The 19,517-nt window shown below is 66.4% G+C and carries 15 protein-coding genes and 1 tRNA gene; 12 read left to right on the top strand and 4 right to left on the bottom strand.

Translation table 11 applies throughout. The annotated features are described in order from the left end of the window. Positions 1-4: 4 nt before the first annotated feature. Together rsmI and MUN23_RS02455 are read left to right on the top strand one after the other, a co-directional pair. The gene (rsmI, locus tag MUN23_RS02460) at positions 5-877 is read left to right on the top strand and encodes a 16S rRNA (cytidine(1402)-2'-O)-methyltransferase (RefSeq protein WP_256468742.1); all 873 of its coding nucleotides are present in this window, start codon (positions 5-7) and stop codon (positions 875-877) included. Positions 878-1,052: 175 nt separating this feature from the next. Next, positions 1,053-2,552, top strand: coding sequence for an NAD-dependent succinate-semialdehyde dehydrogenase (locus tag MUN23_RS02455; RefSeq protein ID WP_056348055.1), 1,500 nt, complete (start codon positions 1,053-1,055; stop codon positions 2,550-2,552). 82 nt (positions 2,553-2,634) lie between these two features. Here MUN23_RS02455 and MUN23_RS02450 read toward each other — a convergent pair whose 3' ends face one another. From MUN23_RS02450 to MUN23_RS02440, 3 genes are read right to left on the bottom strand one after another with little or no spacing between them, the layout of a single operon-like run. Then, positions 2,635-5,121: a DUF3488 and transglutaminase-like domain-containing protein gene (locus MUN23_RS02450; protein WP_248761941.1), complete on the bottom strand. Its 2,487-nt coding sequence runs from the start codon at positions 5,119-5,121 to the stop codon at positions 2,635-2,637. Continuing rightward, positions 5,118-6,521: a DUF58 domain-containing protein gene (locus MUN23_RS02445; RefSeq protein WP_248761940.1), complete on the bottom strand. Its 1,404-nt coding sequence runs from the start codon at positions 6,519-6,521 to the stop codon at positions 5,118-5,120. The genes MUN23_RS02450 and MUN23_RS02445 overlap by 4 nt, the downstream gene beginning before the upstream one ends. A gap of 13 nt (positions 6,522-6,534) precedes the next feature. Beyond that, entirely contained in the window at positions 6,535-7,632 is a 1,098-nt protein-coding gene (locus tag MUN23_RS02440; protein WP_248761939.1) for a MoxR family ATPase, read from the bottom strand. A 164-nt stretch (positions 7,633-7,796) separates the two neighbouring features. On the opposite strand from MUN23_RS02440, the gene MUN23_RS02435 reads away from it, so the two are divergent. From MUN23_RS02435 to MUN23_RS02415, 5 genes are all read left to right on the top strand, one after another. Further along, on the top strand, positions 7,797-8,699 hold the full coding sequence (locus MUN23_RS02435) for a TatD family hydrolase (RefSeq protein ID WP_248761937.1): 903 nt from the start codon (positions 7,797-7,799) through the stop codon (positions 8,697-8,699). 283 nt (positions 8,700-8,982) lie between these two features. Beyond that, the gene (locus MUN23_RS02430) at positions 8,983-10,134 is read left to right on the top strand and encodes a resuscitation-promoting factor (protein WP_248761936.1); all 1,152 of its coding nucleotides are present in this window, start codon (positions 8,983-8,985) and stop codon (positions 10,132-10,134) included. A gap of 184 nt (positions 10,135-10,318) precedes the next feature. Then, positions 10,319-11,191: a 16S rRNA (adenine(1518)-N(6)/adenine(1519)-N(6))-dimethyltransferase RsmA gene (rsmA, locus tag MUN23_RS02425; protein WP_248761935.1), complete on the top strand. Its 873-nt coding sequence runs from the start codon at positions 10,319-10,321 to the stop codon at positions 11,189-11,191. After that, positions 11,188-12,150: a 4-(cytidine 5'-diphospho)-2-C-methyl-D-erythritol kinase gene (locus tag MUN23_RS02420; protein WP_248761934.1), complete on the top strand. Its 963-nt coding sequence runs from the start codon at positions 11,188-11,190 to the stop codon at positions 12,148-12,150. The genes rsmA and MUN23_RS02420 overlap by 4 nt, the downstream gene beginning before the upstream one ends. Positions 12,151-12,189: 39 nt before the next feature. Next, positions 12,190-14,016, top strand: coding sequence for an ABC-F family ATP-binding cassette domain-containing protein (locus tag MUN23_RS02415; protein ID WP_248761933.1), 1,827 nt, complete (start codon positions 12,190-12,192; stop codon positions 14,014-14,016). 461 nt (positions 14,017-14,477) lie between these two features. On the opposite strand, the gene MUN23_RS02410 is transcribed toward MUN23_RS02415, so the two are convergent. Beyond that, a complete protein-coding gene (locus MUN23_RS02410; RefSeq protein ID WP_248761932.1) occupies positions 14,478-15,122 on the bottom strand; it encodes a TetR/AcrR family transcriptional regulator in 645 nt (214 codons plus the stop codon). 148 nt (positions 15,123-15,270) lie between these two features. Here MUN23_RS02410 and MUN23_RS02405 point away from each other — a divergent pair. The 5 genes from MUN23_RS02405 to pth all read left to right on the top strand — a co-directional run bounded on the left by MUN23_RS02405 (position 15,271) and on the right by pth (position 19,420). Then, positions 15,271-15,342, top strand: a tRNA-Gln gene (locus tag MUN23_RS02405). A 110-nt stretch (positions 15,343-15,452) separates the two neighbouring features. Next, a complete protein-coding gene (glmU, locus tag MUN23_RS02400; protein ID WP_248761931.1) occupies positions 15,453-16,934 on the top strand; it encodes a bifunctional UDP-N-acetylglucosamine diphosphorylase/glucosamine-1-phosphate N-acetyltransferase GlmU in 1,482 nt (493 codons plus the stop codon). Further along, positions 16,934-17,914: a ribose-phosphate diphosphokinase gene (locus tag MUN23_RS02395; protein ID WP_056348072.1), complete on the top strand. Its 981-nt coding sequence runs from the start codon at positions 16,934-16,936 to the stop codon at positions 17,912-17,914. Before glmU ends, MUN23_RS02395 begins: the two co-directional genes overlap by 1 nt. 238 nt (positions 17,915-18,152) lie before the next feature. Further along, the gene (locus MUN23_RS02390) at positions 18,153-18,743 is read left to right on the top strand and encodes a 50S ribosomal protein L25/general stress protein Ctc (RefSeq protein ID WP_058929619.1); all 591 of its coding nucleotides are present in this window, start codon (positions 18,153-18,155) and stop codon (positions 18,741-18,743) included. A gap of 80 nt (positions 18,744-18,823) precedes the next feature. Further along, positions 18,824-19,420 carry an aminoacyl-tRNA hydrolase gene (pth, locus tag MUN23_RS02385; protein ID WP_248761930.1) on the top strand — a complete coding sequence of 199 codons (597 nt, stop codon included), beginning with the start codon at positions 18,824-18,826 and terminating at the stop codon, positions 19,418-19,420. The last annotated feature ends 97 nt before the right edge of the window (positions 19,421-19,517 follow it).

Genomic DNA, 19,517 nt, shown 5'->3' with positions numbered 1-19,517 from the left:
CCACCTGGCAGCGGACCCGGCTGCGGCGGCACCGGTCGCCACGGGGCCGGGCCGGATCGTACTGGCGGCAACGCCCATCGGGAATATGGGAGACGCGTCGGCCCGCCTGATCGAGCTCCTGGGGACGGCGGACATCGTGGCCGCCGAAGACACCAGGCGCCTGCACCGCCTTGTCCAAAGCCTCGGAGTCACCGTCGCCGGGCGGGTCATCAGCTACCACGAGCACAACGAGGCCACCAAGACCGCGGAACTGCTGGAGCACGTCCGGTCCGGCAAGACCATGGTCATGGTCACAGACGCCGGCATGCCTTCGGTCTCGGACCCGGGGTTCAGGCTGGTGGAAGGCGCTGTGGCAGCCGGACTCACCGTGACCGCCGTCCCGGGCCCGTCCGCAGTACTGACCGCCCTGGCACTGTCCGGTCTGCCCACCGACCGCTTCTGTTTTGAGGGATTCCTGCCCCGGAAAGCCGGCGAACGGGCGTCGCGGTTGGCGGACCTTTCGGCCGAACGCCGGACCATGGTGTTTTTTGAGGCCCCGCACCGGCTGGAATCGATGCTGAGGGCCCTGCGCGAGCGTTTCGGTGCCGAGCGGCGGATCGCCGTCTGCCGGGAACTGACCAAGACCTACGAGGAAGTCATCCGCGGGACGGTCGGGGAACTGTTGCTGTGGGCCGAAGGCAACGAGGTCCGCGGCGAGATTGCCGTGGTGCTGGGCGGCGCCCCTGAGCAGGCGCCGGGCACCCCCGAGGACCACGTGGCGGCCGTCAACGAGCTGGTGGCCCAGGGAATCCGGCTCAAGGAAGCCGTGGCCGCCGTAGCCGAGGACGTCCGCGTCAGCAAGCGGGAGCTGTACTCGGCGGTCCTCGCGGCACGCTGAGCGTACGAAAAGGCCAGCTGTGCAGCTGCACAACGAAATCTCTGTTCAGCAGTGCGTCCAGGCGTAGACCCTCCGGCCGCCGCGGCAGTAGTGTGACAGTAAATCAGCCAAATACGGCAGGCCGCCCAGGCCCTGCGTCAAGGCTGGACCAAACCTTACTGACGAGGGAGTCACCGTGACTGTCACCGCACAGCCAGCTGTTACCGCGGAGCGCGAAATCGCACTGCTGGCCTCTGTTCCCACCGGATTGCTGATCAACGGCGAATGGCGCCCGGCGGCGTCAGGCAAGACGTTCGACGTCGAGGACCCCGCCACGGGCAAGGTGCTCCTCAGCATCGCTGACGCCGGCGCCGAAGACGGCAAGGCTGCTTTGGACGCGGCCGCCGCAGCGCAGGAATCGTGGGCGAAGGTTCCGGCCCGGGAACGTGGCGAAATCCTCCGCCGTGCCTTTGAGATGGTTACGGCACGTGCCGAGGACTTCGCGCTACTGATGACCATGGAAATGGGCAAGCCGCTGGCCGAGGCCCGCGGCGAGGTCACCTATGGCGCCGAGTTCCTGCGCTGGTTCTCCGAGGAAGCCGTCCGTGCGTTCGGCCGCTACTCGGTCTCGCCCGATGGCAAGTCCCGCCTGCTGGTCACCAAGAAGCCGGTGGGTCCGTGCCTGCTGATCACGCCGTGGAACTTCCCGCTGGCCATGGCCACGCGCAAGATCGCCCCTGCTGTCGCGGCCGGCTGCACCATGGTGCTGAAGTCGGCCAACCTCACGCCGCTGACCTCGCAGCTGTTCGCCGCAGTCATGCAGGAGGCCGGCCTGCCGGCCGGAGTCCTGAACGTCATCCCCACGTCCACGGCAGGGGCCACCACCGGCCCGCTGATCAAGGACCAGCGCCTGCGCAAACTATCGTTTACGGGCTCGACGGAGGTGGGCCGGCGCCTGCTCGCCGACGCGTCCGAGACCGTCCTGCGGACCTCCATGGAACTCGGTGGCAACGCCCCGTTTGTGGTGTTCGAGGACGCGGACCTGGACGCCGCCGTCGCCGGTGCCATGCTGGCGAAGCTGCGGAACATGGGCGAGGCCTGCACCGCGGCGAACCGGTTCATCGTCCACGAGTCCGTCGCCGACGAATTCGCGCAGAAGTTCGCCGCGAAAATGGGTGAGATGACCACCGCCCGGGGCACCGAACCGGAGTCCAAAGTGGGTCCGCTGATCGATGCCAAGAGCCGGGATAAGGTTCATGAGCTGGTGTCCGATGCCGTGGCCTCCGGCGCCAAGGCTGTCTTGGGCGGCGCCCCGGCCGAGGGCCCGGGCTACTTCTACCCGCCCACCATTCTCACCGGCGTCACCGAAGGGACCCGGATCCTGTCCGAGGAAATCTTCGGCCCCGTCGCCCCGATCATCACCTTCGGCACCGAGGACGAAGCCGTCCGCCTGGCCAACAACACCGAGTACGGTCTGGTGGCGTACGTCTTCACGCGCGACCTGAACCGCGGCATCCGGATGGGCGAACGGCTCGAGACCGGCATGCTCGGCCTGAACGCCGGTGTCATCTCCAATGCCGCCGCACCGTTCGGGGGCGTCAAGCAGTCCGGCCTGGGACGTGAAGGCGGCCTCGAAGGCATCGAAGAATACCTCTACACCCAGTACATCGGCATCGCGGACCCCTACGCCGGCTGAACGGATCGTCCTTCGGCTGACAGGATTATCCTCCGGTCAGCCGCTTCCTCCACCAACAGTAGGTAGCCGACGCGGCGAGCCGCTATTGGGTACCACGCGGCCGGAACAAGCCGCCGCGCGCCCTCGACCAGGAGCGTGCGGCGGCTTTTGCCGTCCGGCGCGCCTGCCTGTTGAGCCCTCTGAACGGGGCAGCCAGGAGCCAGGCCCACCGGCCCAGAACCGACGGCGGGAGCCAGTCGGCACGGAGGCGTCGAGGGAGCGAGGCGTTGGCACGCAGGGAATTCTGCACCGCCGCGATCCGTGGGGCAATGGCCCCTGTCCTGCCGCGGCCGGCTGTGTCCTGGACAGGCGGGCCGTAGTGCCGGCGTTCAAAGTCGGAGGTAAGGCTGCGGATGGCTTGGTGCGCGGCGTCGTCCATGCCGCCATGTTCGCCGAGCAGCGATGAATGGCGGAGCCGTGCGGAATACGTCCGGGCTGTTTCGCTGGCGCCCGGTGGCAGTCCGTAGTCGGTTCCGAGATCACGGACTTCGGCCCACGCCAGCGGAATCACGTCCTCCCGCGCCCGGTCCTCGGTGCGGAGCCGCCGGGCACGCCGCCCCATCCTCACCAGCCGCGGCGAGGCCGCCAGTAGGACGAGGCCCAGCGCGGCCGCCGTCCCCAGCAGCCATGGCAGGAGCAGCTGCCCGAGGTCCCCTGCGCCGCCACCTGCACCGGGGAGGGGCACGGCCGTGGCGCTTGGTGTGGGGGTCGGGGCGGTTGCACCGGGAAGGAGGTCCTCGTTATTACCCAGCGAACCGGGGATGCCGGGTGTGCTGGTTTCCGTGGCGTACGCGGGTATAACACCACGCGAGGGCGTGGGTTCGAAGGGCACCCACCCCAATCCCTGGAAGTAGAGCTCGGGCCAGGCGTGAGCGTCCCGGGCGTCCACCTCATACTCCGGCAGCGCACCTTGCCCGGCCACTGAAACCGTGGAACCAGTGCTTCGGCCCGGCGCGTAGCCAACCGCGATCCGGCTGGGGATACCTTCCAGCCTGGCCATCACGGCCATCGCTGACGAGTAGTGGATGCAGTATCCGCTCTTCTGAGTCAGGAAATCGGCCAGCACCGAGAGCCCGTTACCGTCGTAGCCGCCCTGGACAGGTGACTGGAGCGAGTAGGTGAACTCCCCTGAGCGAAGGTATTTCTGGATGGCCATGGCCTTGGCGAAGGCTGTGTCACTCGAAGCTGTCACCGTGTCAGCCGTGCTGCGGACGATGTCCGGGACGTTGCCGGGAACCCTGGTGAAGTCGGCAGGGATTCCCTGCACGGCCTGCGACGACTGTTGAAGGAGGGTGGCCGTGAGCTTCGGCGCCGTGGACACCACAAGGTATTGCTGTGTCCGCGTGTTGGTGTTGGAACCCTTGACGGCCAGGGTGGCCGGGTCCCATGTCCAGGCGCCATTGAGCCCGCGGATTGTTTCCGGCGCGTACGGCAACGGCAGGTACGGGCTGGTGAACGTGCCCGTATCCACGGCAGTCACCTGGCGGAGCTGCTCCTCGGCGACGATCTCGTGGCCCGTCTCAAGCTGTCCGGCCACGGGGCGGCGCTCTGCGTCGCGGTCATCAGGTCCCCAGGATTCGCCGTCGAAATTGTCAACAGTGACGGACCGCAGATACAGCGGCCCGGCCGCGTTGGTGGCATAGGTGATCCGCCCGCTTCCGGCCGGTGCCCGCAGGCTGTTTCCCAAGGTAATCATGGGGTTCAAGCCGGTCCCGGCGCCCCACGGGTTCAGCCGGGAGCCCTGCGGAAACGTGCCGTGGTCGAATCCGGGGATGGCCGCCGGCACCGCCAGTGTTGCCACCAGTGCCACGGTTCCGGTCAGCATGGCCCGCCGGAACTGGCCGGGATTCCGGCCGCTGTCGGCCGTAGTGCGGGAATCCGGTGCAAACCACTGGCTGCACGCGAGGATCAGGAGGTACCCGGCCGCCGTGGCAGTGAAGCCCCAAACCCCCACGCTCTGGGGCTTCACGGTGGCGGGGACTACCAGGATGGCCAGGAGGCCCAGTCCGGTTGTTGCCGGCATGCCAAGCGGCACGGCCAGCGCATCGATGAGGATGACTGTCAGGCCCAGGGCTGCGCAGCTGACCATAACGATTCCGGCGTTCGGAGCCACCGGGGCACTTTCCGCCAGTACCGTCTCGCTCGCCCGGCGGACGAACCTGTCCACTTCAGCCAGGGTTGCCCCGGACGGGATGAAACCGGCGATGCCCGTGCTTCGGAAGAACGTCAGCGTGAGAATCGCGATCAGGGAGGCAAAGCCGCCGGCAGCCACCACGAGAGGATGGGCCCGCAGCGCGCGGAGCGTGGCGATGGTCAGGCAGACCACCACCACCGTGGTCAAGATGGGCAAGTACCAGGCCCAACCCCGCAGGACACCGTTGAGGGAAATCGCGGCGCCGGCCACAGACAGGGCGACGGCGCCGGCCATGGCCCAGGGGTACGGCCCGACCCGCGTCGGTGCCGGAACCCGGCCCGGGGCACCTGTGGCTGCCTGCCCGCGGGACACGTTGCGTTCCGGTGCCAGTGTCACCGTCCCACCCCCGCTCCGCGGCGTACGTCTGCCGCTGCCGTGGCCGGCGCACCACCACCCTGGTCGAAGTGCGCCCAGGCGTCCGGGACCGGAACCGAGGTTGGCACCGCCACTGCCCGCCAGCCGCCCCGGCGGAGGGCCTCCAAAGAGTCCTCGGAATCCGCGGGCCTCTCGGAAACGATGATGGCGAAGGCATTCGCGCCGTAACCCGCCGCCGGAGCGAGGGCTCTGGCCTCACTCGGAGAGATCCTGCCGAGCACGGCAATAAGGGGCCCCCGCATCCGGTGGGCGGAGAGTTTGTCCATCAGGTGATCGTCGAAAACAGCCGGACCGGCATCCTGGCCACCGTGGTCCCGGGCAGCGTGGTGCGGACCGGACAGCTGGATGGCGGCGAGGCTTTCGGCGATCGACTGGAGCCCGGACACTCCGCTGAACTCTTCCGCTTCCGGTTCCGGTGCGGACGGGGAGCGGAGGAACGCGGGTTCGCCACGGGGGTCCAGGAGGCGGAGGGCGTAGTTCCGCTCCGACAGGTGCGTGCAGATGGAGATCGCGGCCACCACGGCCCACTCGAACGTGCCGCTGGTGATCATCTCGTGGCCGTCCACGGCCGCATTGCCCCCGAAACCGGAGCCGTGCCCGCCGGAAAATGCCGCGAACCGTTGGTCAAGGATGATAGTGGCCTCCGGCGTTGTGACGGATTCCTCCTGGCGCACCATCATGGCGCCGTGGTGCGCGGTGGCTGCCCAGTGCACCCGGCGCATGGGATCGCCCGGGCGGTATGCGCGGGTCATGACGTCGTCATCGCTGGGGTTGGCGCGGGTACGGGTTGCTGTGATGCCGTCGTTGCCGCGGGCTCCCGCGAGGCCCGTCACGGGAAGCTCGACGGCGGCGGGCGTCACGGTGAGCGTGTCGCCGTCGTCAATTGACCGCCGGTGCAGGGACAGCCCGAACGGATCCGTGAACTCGGCGGTTACCGGGCCGATCAGGTACTGTCCGCGTTTGGTGGAGCGCAAGTGGTATTCGTACCTGCTGGTCCCGCCCTTTGCCGAGCGGGCGGGGAAATGGAAAGCCGGGGACTCGCCGAACCGTGGCGGCAGCCGTTCCTCCATGATCGCCCGGCCGCCACCGTAACCGGTCCGCCCCACCGCGAGGCGCACTGTGGTGGCCGCGGCGGTCTCCACCGGGGACGGGTTGAACTCGCGGTAAACCTGGAACCGGGGCTTGAGCAGCCTGATCCCGGCCAGCGAAACCAGGGGAAGGGTGATGAGCAGGACGCTCAGGCTCAGCAGATCCCGCCGCCCCATGATCTGCGCAGACAACAGGCAGACGGCGCCGGCGGCCAGGAGCCCCCAGCCACGCTGGCTGAACAGGTGCCGGGGCAGTCGGTCACGCAGCGCCACGTGCCGGCCCTGCCTAGTGGTTCCGGCGCAGTCCGGCCGGCGGGGCCGGGTTGTTCACCGGGTCCTGGTTCACCGGGAGCCGGGAGAGGATGCCCCGGATGACGCTGTGCGGGGTCTCGCCGGCGCCGGCCGCCTTCCGGTCCAGGATGATCCGGTGGGCCAGCACTGATTCCGCCACGCTGACGACGTCGTCTGGCAGCACAAAATCACGGCCGTCCAGCGCCGCCGTGGCCTTCGCGGCCCGGAGCAGCTGGAGCAGGGAGCGTGGGCTGGCGCCCAGCCGGAGCAGGGGGCTTTCGCGCGTTGCGAGGCCCACTGAGACGGTGTATTCCTTGACGGCCTGGGAGACGTAAACCTGTTGGACCGTGGCGATCATCGCTGCGACGTCCGCCGCCGTGACCACAGCGGAGACCTTGGCCAACGGGGAGGTTGCCTGATGGGTCTCCAGCATTTCGATTTCGGAGTCCTTGTCCGGATAGCCCATGGAAATCCGTGCCATAAAGCGGTCGCGCTGGGCCTCGGGGAGTGGATAGGTGCCTTCCATCTCGATCGGGTTCTGGGTGGCCACCACCATGAACGGTTCGTCGAGTTTGTACGAGTCCCCGTCCACGGTCACCTGGTGTTCCTCCATACACTCCAGGAGGGCGGATTGGGTCTTGGCGGACGCGCGGTTGATTTCATCGCCAATAACAATGTTGGCGAAGACGGCACCCGGGCGGAACTCGAACAGCCGGGACGCCTGGTTGTAGATGGACACGCCCGTCACGTCCGAAGGCAGCAGATCAGGAGTGAACTGAATGCGGCTGACCGTGCAGTCAATGCTCCGGGCGAGGGTTTTGGCCAGGAGGGTCTTGCCCACACCTGGCACGTCCTCGAGGAGCAGATGGCCCTGGGCCAGCAACACCGTCAGGGCAAGCCTGGCCGCATCCGACTTTCCGTCAATGACGGTGTTGATCGAGGCCAGGATCCGCTGGCTGGCCGCGTGGAATGAGTCCGCGTCCATGGCTGCTGCCTTGTAACCGTTGAGATGGCCCACCTGCTCCGTCACGGGGGTAAAGTTCCGGCTGGCAGGGGTGACCTCGTTGACGGCGGTGCGGCGGTGGGAGTCCATCTGCAACCTTTCAGTCCGGGGATCACCCGGAACGGGACAGCAGGCCTGCCTTCGCCCGGCGGTGGGCGTTCGCATCTGTTCGTACCAGCCTACTAACACAACTGCCCTGGCTGACAGAGAGTTCCGGGAATTCTGCCGCGATCCGCCGCCGCTAGGCTTGAGGGATGTGCAATTCGCTGATTCCCGCCGCTTACCGTGCCGCCGGGGCGGACCCTGCAGACGCCGGCCGGCCGGCGCGGCAGGACTATCCGCCGGCGCCGGAGCCGCTGCCGGTCCCCGTGATGGACAACCATACGCACCTGGATTTCCCCGATGGCGAGAGCCCCGTGGGCATCGCCGCGGCGTTGGATGCGGCCCAGGCCGTCGGAGTGCAGGGGGCCGTCCAGGTGGGCTGCGACCTGGAGTCCTCCCGGTTCACGGTCCGCGCCGTTGACCTGGACAGCAGGTTGCTGGGTGCAGTGGCGCTGCATCCCAACGACGCCCCGGACTATGCCAGGCGCGGCGAGCTGGAGGAGGCGCTGGCGGAGATTGAGCAACTGGCCGCCCACCCCCGGATCCGGGCCATCGGCGAGACCGGCCTTGATTTCTTCCGCACCGAAGGGGAGGGCCTGACCCACCAGCGCTATTCGTTCCGGCGGCATATCGATATTGCCAAGCGCCTGGACCTGACGCTGCAGATCCATGACCGTGACGCGCACGACGACGTGGTGCAGGTCCTGCGCGAGGAGGGGGCTCCGGAGCGGGTGGTGTTTCATTGCTTCTCGGGTGACGAGGCGCTCGCCAGGATCTGCAATGCCGCGGGCTGGAACATGTCCTTTGCCGGCACGCTGACCTTTAAGAATGCGGCTAACCTCCGCGCCGCGCTGGCGGTGGCAGACCCGGACCTGGTGCTGGTGGAAACGGATGCCCCGTTCCTGACTCCGCATCCGCACCGCGGCCGTCCCAACGCCAGTTATGTGGTGCCGTACACCGTCCGCGCCATGGCCGAATTGACAGGAACTGACCTCGCGGAGCTCTGCACCCGGATTAGCGAAAATACCGTGCGGGCGTACGGATCGTGGGACTGATCTGGGCCTCGTCACAGTGCTTGGTTCACATACCTCGTATGTAAATTTCTTGGCCGCTTTATAACGCTACGGTTACAGTGGAGAACTATTAGCCGGGGTCGGGGAAGGCCTTCGGATAATTTCACTTCATTCGCAGCAGGACCAGGCAGGGCTTTGATGCCGTCTGCCTGCCGCGCGGAGTGTGGCGGCGCAACGGTGCCCGGAGCTTGTCCCCAGGGTCATGCGCCGGCTATTTCACTGCGTTTTTCCCCGTGCCCGGATGGATCTAAAGTTACGGGCAATCGTGGTCAAGCTCTTCACAACGGACGGCAAGTTCAGTTTTATCAAGGTGGGCACCCAACTGGTGGTGCTGTGTGCGCTGGTGTTGGGCCTCGTGGCCTTCGTCGGAAATAACAAAACCGTTACCCTCAACGTCGACGGAAAAGTGACTTCGGTCCAGTCCTTCGGCGGCACCGTGGGCCAGGTCGTAAAAAGCGCCAACGTAGAACTGAAGCCTGCTGACCGCGTCTCGCCCTCGGCGGACGCCAAAGTGGAGAACGGCACCGTGATCAACGTCAACATGGCCAAAGCCGTGAAGGTCAGCCTGGACGGCTCTGAAAAGACCATCAACACCACGGCGCCGGATGTTGCGGGCCTCGTCACCGAACTGGGAGTGGCCAGCTCCTCCTCCGTTTCCGTCCCGAAGGACGCCCAGCTCGCTGTGGCCGGATCCTTTGTTTCCATCTCCACGCCCAAGACCGTCAGCATTGTTGCCGACGGCAAGGCCTCCACGGCCACCACCACCGCGGGGACCGTCGCCCAGGTGCTGGAGGACGCCGGCATCACCCTCGGCGTCGATGACCGTACTTCCCAGCCGGGCAACGCGCACGTGGTCAACAACATGGTGGTTAAGGTCTCCCGGGTGGATACCAGCCAGACCGCGGCCACTACTGAAGATGTTGCTTTCGACAGCATGACCACTGAGAGCGCTGAGCTTCTCAAGGGCGAAAAAGAGGTCACCCAGGCCGGCGTGGCCGGCAAGGTGGATAAGAGCTTCAAGCTGGTGATGGTTGACGGCCGTGAAGCCTCGCGGACGCTCGTCTCCGAAACTGTTTCCGTCCAGCCCGTGACGGAAAAGGTCACGGTAGGCACCAAGGCAAAGCCCGCAGCCGCCGCCGGAACGAACACCGGCGCCTCGGCCCCGGCCATGATGAACGAGGCCATGTGGGACAAGATCGCCCAGTGTGAGTCCACCGGAAACTGGTCCATCAACTCGGGCAACGGCTACTACGGCGGCCTCCAGTTCGACATCCGGACCTGGATCGGCTCCGGCGGCGGCGCCTACGCCCCCAACGCCAGCCTCGCCACCAAGGCACAGCAGATCGACATCGCCAACCGCGTGTACGCACAGCGTGGCCTGCAGCCGTGGGGCTGTGGCTGGGCCGCTACGAGCTAGGCACCAATGAGCATCTGCGCTGGCGGCAGCTGACCACAGCCGCCAGGCAAGCAGACGGCAGCGGCCGGCCCCGGATTGTCCCGGGGCCGGCCGCTGCCGTTAAGCGGAAACACACGCCGCGTAACACGCATGATCCGTGCGGAAAGCGGATGGCCCGTCACTGCGGCCGGGATAGGATGCCTAGGTGACTGAACCGACTGCTGCCGCGCCCGCACCCCTCTTCGGTGCTTCCGACATACGCCGGCTGGCGGAAGAAATCGGTATCCGGCCCACCAAGACACTGGGACAGAACTTCGTCATCGATGGCAACACCATCCGCCGGATCGTCTCCGTTGCCAACATCGGGTCAACCGAGACGGTGCTGGAAGTCGGGCCCGGCCTTGGTTCCCTCACGCTGGGCCTGCTGGATGCCGCGCAGACGGTGGTCGCCGTCGAAATCGATCCGGTCCTCGCGGCAAAGCTGCCGGAAACCGTGAAAGCATGGCGGCCGGACGCGGCGGGCGCTTTCCACCTGGTCCAGGCGGACGCCATGAAGGTCACATCGCTTCCCGTTGAACCCACCGCCATTGTGGCGAACCTGCCGTACAACGTGGCGGTGCCGGTGGTCCTGCACCTGCTCCAGCATTTCCCCAGCCTGCAGCACGGTCTGGTGATGGTCCAGGACGAGGTGGCTGACCGGCTGGCCGCGGGGCCAGGATCAAAGACCTACGGGGTGCCCTCGGTCAAGGCGGCCTGGTACAGCAGCATGCGCAAGGCCGGGGTGATCGGCATGAACGTCTTCTGGCCTGCGCCGAAGATCCAATCCGGGCTCGTGGCCTTCACCCGGCGGGAACCGCCTGAAACAACCGCCACCCGCGAGCAGGTGTTCGCCGTGATCGACGCCGCCTTCGCCCAGCGCCGGAAGACGCTGCGGGCCGCCCTGGCCGGCTGGGCCGGCGGCGCAGCCGAGGCCGAGCGCTGCCTCATTGCCGCAGGAGTGGCCCCATCGGCCCGGGGCGAGGTCATCGACATCCACGCCTTCGCCCGGATTGCCGAAGCCCGCGAGGCCGGGTCGTGAAGGCAGCCGCAGGGAAGTTTCCCGCACGGACGGTCCGCGTGAAGGCGCCCGGGAAGGTCAATGTTTCCCTGGACGTGGGACCCTTGCGCGCTGACGGCTACCACTCAGTCGCCAGCGTGTACCTGGCCGTTTCCCTTTATGAGGAAGTGGCTGCCACCAGCACGGAGACGCCGGGGATCACCGTCAGCATCAGCCCTGACAGCACACTGGACCTGGACGGCGTCGATATTCCGCTGGACGAGAAGAACCTTGCCTACAAGGCCGCAGCGATCATGGCCGATGTCTCCGAGCATTCCACCGGGGTGCACCTTGAAATCACCAAGCGGGTCCCCGTGGCCGGGGGCATGGGCGGCGGCTCGGCCGATGCCGCAGCCACACTGCTGGCCTGCGACGCGCTCTGGAACAGCGGGCTGTCGCGGGATGAGTTGGCCCATCTGGCCGCCGAATTGGGTGCCGACGTCCCTTTCTCCCTCCTCGGCGGAACCGCCGTCGGGCTTGGCGTTGGCGACGACCTTTCGCCGGCACTGGCCAAAGCCCAAACGGACTGGGTCCTCGTGGCGGCGGACTATGGGCTGCCCACCCCCGAGGTCTTCCGCATGCTGGACCGGCTCCGGGCGGCAGAAGGACTGAACGTTGCCGAGCCCACGGCCGTGGATCCCAAGATCCTGCAGGCGCTGCGGAGCGGGGACGCCGATGCCCTGAGCCGGGTCCTGGTGAACGATCTGCAGCGGGCCTCCATTGAACTTTCCCCCGCGCTCCGCGATACGCTGGGACGAGGTGAAGCGCTCGGCGCCCTGGCCGGAATCGTCTCCGGTTCCGGACCCACCGTGGCGCTGTTGACCCACAATCCCGCCACCGCCGAAAACCTGGCGGAGGACCTGCGGCACTACGGGCTGACGGCATTCCCTGTCCACGGGCCCGTGCATGGCGCGCGCATCATCTCCGATACTCTCCTTTAAGAGCCCCCTTCCTTACTGAGCAGCAGAAAGCAGTCCCCCTTGGCACACCTTCTTGGCGGCGAAAACCTTACGGTTTCGTACGCAACGCGCACCGTCCTGGACGGCATCACCCTCGGACTCGAGGAAGGTGACAGGATCGGCATGGTGGGCCGGAACGGCGACGGCAAGTCCACGCTGATGCGCCTGCTGGCCATGCGCTCCACCCCGGACTCGGGCCGGGTGACCAAGCGCAGCGAAGTCAACATCGGCTACCTGGACCAGAGCGACGTGCTCGACGGCGACCTCACAGTGGGCGCTGCGATCGTCGGCGACCAGGCCGACTATGAATGGGCCCGCAACCCCCAGATCCGCGAAGTCATGGGCGGCCTGGTGTCCGACGTCGACTGGCATGCGAACGTCCACGCCCTCTCCGGCGGTCAGAAGCGGCGGGTGGCGCTGGCCAAGCTGCTGATCGAGGACCATGACGTCATCATGCTCGACGAACCGACCAACCACCTCGACGTCGAAGGAGTCGCCTGGCTGTCCCGGCACTTGAAGACCCGGTGGCGGGCCAACCAGGGCGCCTTCCTGGTGGTCACCCACGACCGCTGGTTCCTGGACGAAGTCTGCACCAAGACCTGGGAAATCCACGACGGCATCATGGACCCGTTCGACGGCGGCTACGCGGCCTACGTGCTGGCCCGTGCCGAGCGTGACCGCGCGGCGAATGTTATGGAAGGCAAGCGCCAGATGCTCGTGAAAAAGGAGCTCGCCTGGCTGCGCCGCGGCGCTCCGGCCCGCACGGCCAAGCCGAAATTCCGCATCGAGGCCGCCAACGCCCTCATCGCCGACGTCCCCGAGCCGCGTGACTCCACAGCCCTGAGCAAGATGGCCACCGCCCGGCTCGGCAAGGACGTCCTGGACCTCGAGAACGTCTCACTGGACTTCCTCGGCGGCGACCCCGGACAGAAACTCTTCGACAACATCACGCTGCGGCTTGCCCCCGGTGAGCGGCTTGGGCTCGTGGGCGTCAACGGCGCCGGCAAGACCACCCTGCTGAAACTCCTCAACGGCGAGATTGAGCCGTCATCCGGCAAGGTCAAGCGCGGCAAGACCGTGGTCACCGCCGTGCTGACCCAGGAGGTCAAAGAGCTCGACGACGTCTCGGACCTGCGCGTGATCGAAGTCATCGAGCGCGAAAAGCGGTCCTTTAACGTGGGCGGCAAGGAATTCACGGCGGGCCAGCTCGTGGAGCAGCTCGGCTTCACCAACGAAAAGCAGTGGACCCCGGTCAGGGATCTGTCCGGTGGTGAGCGCCGGCGCCTCCAGCTCCTGCGCCTGCTGGTGGGGGAGCCGAACGTGCTGATGCTCGATGAGCCCACCAACGACCTCGACACCGACACCCTCGCCGCCGTCGAAGACGTCCTTGACGGCTGGCCCGGCACGCTCGTTGTGCTCAGCCACGACCGCTACCTGCTGGAACGCGTGACGGACCACCAGATGGCGCTGCTTGGTGACGGCAAGATCCGCGCCCTGCCGCGCGGCGTGGACCAGTACCTCGAACTCCGCGAATCCGCCCTGGCCGGCTCCACGATCACCGGCGGCGGCAACCCCGTCACCGGTCCGAGCGGCAGCTCCGCCCCCGCAGCCTCCGGTTCCTCCGAAGCCGAAAAGCGCGACGCCCGGAAGGCCAAAAACCGGATCGAGCGCCAGCTGGGCAAACTGGAGCAGCAGGAAAAGAAGATTCACGACCAAATGGTCAAGAGCACCGCAGCATCCGACTTCGACGCCCTCGCCGACCAGAACAAAAAACTCAAGGACCTCGCCACCGACCGCGAAGCCCTGGAACTCGAATGGATGGAAGCCCTGGAAGTCCTCGGCGAGTAACCCTTTCCGCGTGCTGGCTGGGCTGGGTGCCGGAGCCGCCCCTTCCGCGTCGCTTAGACACAGCACATAGGGATCGCTCCGGTCGCTGGGCGACCTGCGCGCTCCGATGTGCCGCGATGCGCTCCTTTCGGAAGGACCGCCTCCGGCGAGGAATCTCACCTCCCGTCGTGGAAGCGAAGGCACCCGACCGGAACCTTCGGCAGGGGTACTCGTGGGGGCGCCCGAACGGAGGCGTCGGCTATTGCGGCGCGGCGGAGGTCGCTGCAATCACGTTTCCTCGGAGTTCCCAAACGCAACTTTTGGCAATAGCGGTGCGGGGGGCCTTCGCGTAGTCGCGCATCGCGGCGCATCGTGGCGTGGAGGTCGCCCAGCGACCGGAGCGTCACCTATGCGTCGTGTCTAAGCGACGGCGAAGGGCCACTGCGCCGCGAACGCAACCCACGGCGCGCTCGCGCAGGGGCCTAAGTGTCCGTTCGCGCTGAATCTTCGGTGCGGAGCTCGGGGTCTTTTTGGAGGCCGGTGAGGCCGTTCCAGGCGAGGTTGACCAGGTGGGCGGCGACGGTTTGTTTGTCGGGCTGGCGGCTGTCCTGCCACCATTGGCCGGTCATTGCCACCATGCCCACGAGCATCTGGGCGTACATCGCGCCGTCCTGGGCGCTGAAGCCGCGGCGGTGGAATTCGTCGGACAGGATGTGTTCCACGCGGGCGGTGACCTGGGACAGCAGGGTGGAGAAAGCGCCTTCGGGCTGCGATGGCGGTGCGTCCCGCATGAGGATCCGGAAGCCCTCCGCCCGGTCCTCGATGTAGGTGAGGAGGGCCAGGGCGGCGCGTTCCACCAGGACGCGCGGCTTGCCTTCTTCGGTTAGGGCAGCGGTGATCGAGTCCAGCAGAATGTGGAACTCGAAGTCCACCACCTGCGTGTACAGGCCCTCCTTGGAGCCGAAATGTTCGTAGATCACGGGCTTGGAAACGCCGGCGGAGGCCGCGATTTCCTCAATGGTGGTCCCGTCGAGCCCGCGAGCGGCAAAAAGGCCACGGCCGACGTCGACCAGCTGGCTGCGCCGCTGTAGGCCTGTCATCCGTGTCCGGGGTGGGTTGTTGCTCACATTTCCATCATGCCCTAGCGCTGCTGAACAGTTGGAACCGGTGGCGGTGCACTGGCCTGGCCGCCGTGATTCCTGCCAATGTCGCGGGCCGCCCTGAAGCCATGGCAAAATAAATACTTGTGCCTTGGCCTTTGCGCCTGTGGCATGGTCCGCCCTGGTGTAATGGCAGCACCCCGGCCTTTGGAGCCGTGGAGTATAGGTTCGAATCCTATGGGCGGAACTGCTGTGCGAAGACCGTCCAGTAGGATGAACTCGGTGCCCCGCCGTGAATTTTGGCCGGACAGGCACTGCGCCCAGCGCAACGCGCAACCAAGCAAGGAGAACCCGTACGTGATCCCCGAGAATACCGGCCCAGCCGCCGTCATTGTTCTGGCAGCAGGCGCCGGTACCCGGATGAAATCCCGTACCCCGAAGATCCTGCACGAAATCGGCGGCCGGTCCATGGTGGGCCACGCCCTGCTGGCAGCCCGCAGCATTAACCCCGGACGGCTGGCCCTGGTGGTCCGCCACGAGCGGGATCTGGTCGCCCGCCACCTGAACCAGCTGGACCCCGAAGCCCTGATAGTGGACCAGGACGACGTCCCCGGCACCGGCCGCGCCGTTGAGGTGGCCGTGCAGGCACTGGACGCCCAGGAAAAACTCGCTGGCACCGTCGTGGTCACGTACGGTGATGTTCCGCTCCTGACCGGCAGCCTGTTGGCGGACCTGGTGGCTACACATGAGCGGGAGGCCAATGCCGTCACCGTGCTCACCGCGCTGCTGGATGATGCCACAGGCTACGGACGCATTCTCCGAGGTGATGACAGCTCCGTGACCGGCATCCGCGAGCACAAGGATGCAACGGAAAACGAACGCCTGATCCGCGAGGTCAATTCCGGGATCTACGCCTTCGACGCCGATGTCCTACGTGACGCGCTGGTCCACATCACCACCGACAATTCGCAGGGCGAAAAGTACCTCACCGACGTGCTGGGCCTCGCACGGCAGTCGGGCGGTCGGGTTGCCGCCGTGGTCACCGAAGACCGCTGGCAGGTGGAGGGCGCCAACGACCGTGTGCAGCTCTCCGCCCTCGGCGCGGAACTGAACCGCCGCACCGTTGAAGCCTGGATGCGCGCCGGCGTCACAGTGGTTGACCCCGCCACCACCTGGATCGATTCCACCGTCGCCCTGGATGAGGACGTCCGCATCCTGCCGAACACGCAGCTGCACGGCGCCACCACAGTGGCGAGGGACGCCGTCGTCGGCCCCGACTCCACCCTGACCGATGTCCGCATCGGCGAGGGCGCCAAGGTGACCCGCACCCACGGTTCCGGTGCCGTGATCGGCGCGGACGCCGCCGTCGGCCCTTTCACCTACCTGCGTCCCGGCACAGTGCTTGGCGACACCGGCAAGATCGGTGCGTTCTACGAAACCAAGAACGTCACGATTGGCCGCGGCTCCAAACTTTCCCACCTCGGCTACGCCGGCGACGCCGAAATCGGCGAGGACACCAACATTGGCTGCGGCAACATCACGGCCAATTACGACGGCGAGAAGAAGCACCGCACGGTGATCGGCTCGGGCGTCCGCACAGGTTCCAACACAGTCTTTGTTGCACCGGTCACCGTGGGGGACGGTGCCTACAGCGGCGCCGGCGCGGTGATCCGCAAGGACGTCCCGGCAGGGGCGCTCGTCGTGTCCGTTGCAGCGCAGCGCAACGACGAGGGCTGGGTTGTGGCCAACCGCCCCGGCTCACGCTCGGCGGAACTGGCGCAGGCCGCCGCCTCAGATTCCTCACATACCCCAGCATCGACAGAAGAGGACCAGCGATAATGAGCGAAATTACGGCACGCGGCGAGAAGAAGCTAGTGCTTGCCGCTGGGCGGGCGCACCCCGAACTGGCGCGGGAAATCGCCAAGGAGCTGGGTACCGAACTGCTGCCCGTGGATGCCTATGACTTCGCCAACGGTGAGATTTACGTCCGCGCCGGCGAAAGCGTCCGGGGAACCGACGCGTTCGTCATCCAGGCCCACCCGGCTCCGCTGAACAACCACCTCATGGAACAGCTGATCATGATCGATTCGCTGAAGCGGGCCTCCGCCAAGCGCATCACCGTGGTGTCCCCGTTCTACCCGTACGCACGGCAGGACAAGAAGGGACGCGGCCGCGAGCCGATTTCCGCCCGCCTGGTGGCGGACCTGTACAAGACCGCCGGCGCTGACCGCATCATGAGCGTTGACCTGCACACCTCGCAGATCCAGGGCTTCTTCGACGGGCCCGTGGACCACCTCATGGCCATCCCGCTCCTGGCCGATTACATCCGTACCCGCGTCGCTGCCGACAACGTCACCGTGGTGTCCCCGGACACGGGCCGCGTGCGCGTCGCGGAGCAGTGGGCCGAACGTCTGGGCGGAGCGCCGCTGGCGTTTGTGCACAAGAGCCGTGACCTCACCGTTCCCAACCAGGCCGTCTCCAAGACCGTTGTGGGCCAGATCGAGGGCCGGACCTGCGTCCTGATCGACGACATGATCGACACCGGCGGCACCATTTCCGGAGCAGTCCAGGTCCTGAAGAACGCCGGGGCGAAGGACGTCATCATCGCCGCGACGCACGCTGTCTTCTCCGAGCCCGCAGCACAGCGGCTGTCCGAATCCGGCGCCCGCGAAGTGGTGGTCACCAACACGTTGCCCCTCACTGCGAATCAGCAGTTCCCGCAGCTGACGGTGCTGTCCATCGCACCGCTGATCGCCCGCGCCATCCGCGAAGTGTTCGACGACGGTTCGGTCACCAGCCTGTTCGACGGCAACGCCTGATACTCGAAGTTTTGCAGCCGGCGTCGGGACCGTTTTCAGTAATCGGGCCCGGCGCTGGTAAACTTTTTCACGATACCTTGGCGAGGGAGAGCATCCGGGAAACCGGACTGCAGGTCTCCGTTATCGACTGGGTCTGAATCTCCCTTCTGGAAGGGCCGCCTCAGGGCCGCCCGGCGTTGAAGGTCGTAACAGACCTCCGCCCTTGCTGAACACCTTTTAGTCTTCCGAGGAGATACACATGTCTGAGCAGAAGCTCGCAGCAGAAGTACGCACCGAATTCGGCAAGGGCTTCGCCCGCCGCGCGCGCATGGCCAACCTGATCCCTGCCGTCATCTACGGCCACGGCGCGGAGCCGATCCACATCACGCTTCCGGCCAAGGCCACCACGCTTGCAGTCCGCAAGGCCAACGCCCTGCTGTCCCTGGACGTCAACGGCGAAGAGCACCTGGCCCTGGTCAAGGACGTCCAGCGCGACCCGATCAAGCAGATCATCGAGCACATCGACCTGCTGACCGTCATCAAGGGCGAAAAAGTCACCGTGGACATCCCGGTTCACATCGTTGGCGAACTGGCTCCGGGCAGCGTCTTCAACCAGGAACTCACCGTCATCTCCCTTGAGGCTGAGGCAACCCACCTGCCCACCGCCATCGAGGTCGACATCGAAGGCCGCTCCGCCGGACAGCACATCCACGCTTCCGACCTGGTCCTGCCGAAGGGTTCGGTCCTGCTGGCCGACGCCGACGCCCTGGTTGTCCACATCTCCGAGGCCACCGAGGTCTCTGAGGAAGAGGCACAGGCTGACTCCGCAGCCGCAGTCGCAGGCGAGTAATAACGGCACAGTTTGATATGTGGCCGGGCCCCTGTCGGGGTCCGGCCACAGCCATGTCCGGACCACCTTAGGATTGAATAATGACTGACACCTGGCTGATCGTTGGCCTCGGAAACCCCGGGGCCGAATACAAGGGCAACCGGCACAATGTCGGCCAGATGGTCCTGGACGAACTCGCGGGCCGGATGGGTGGCAAGTTCAAAACCCACAAGGCACGCGCCCAGGTGCTCGAAGGACGGCTGGGGATCGGCGGCCCCCGGGTGGTGCTGTCCAAGCCGATGAGCTACATGAATGTTTCCGGCGGCCCGGTGTCCGGCCTGGCAAATTTTTACGGCATTGACCCTGACCATGTTGTCGCGGTGCACGATGAGATTGACATTCCGTTCAACACCATAAAGCTGAAATGCGGCGGCGGTGAGGGCGGCCACAACGGCCTTAGGGACATGTCCAAGGCGCTGGCCACCAAGGATTACCTCCGGGTACGGGTGGGCGTGGGCCGCCCTCCAGGGCGGATGGACACTGCGGACTATGTCCTGCGCGATTTTGGCACTGCAGAGCGCAAGGACCTTCCGTTCCTGCTCGATGAGGCGGCTGATGCCGTGGAGATGCTGGTCAGGGAAGGGCTGACTGCGGCCCAGCAGAAGTTCCATCCGGCCAGGTCAGACGTTCACGAATAAAACTTAAAACCGCCTGTCCCTGTTTACCTGCGTGTGCCAAGGGGTAGTCTTCTTCCTAAGCGGGGGAGCGATGGGGCTTATCCCGCTTTAGTGGGAT

Source organism: Pseudarthrobacter sp. SSS035 (genome assembly GCF_023273875.1).
Classification (GTDB): Bacteria; Actinomycetota; Actinomycetes; order Actinomycetales; family Micrococcaceae; genus Arthrobacter.
This window is presented reverse-complemented; position numbering and strand designations above follow the sequence as displayed.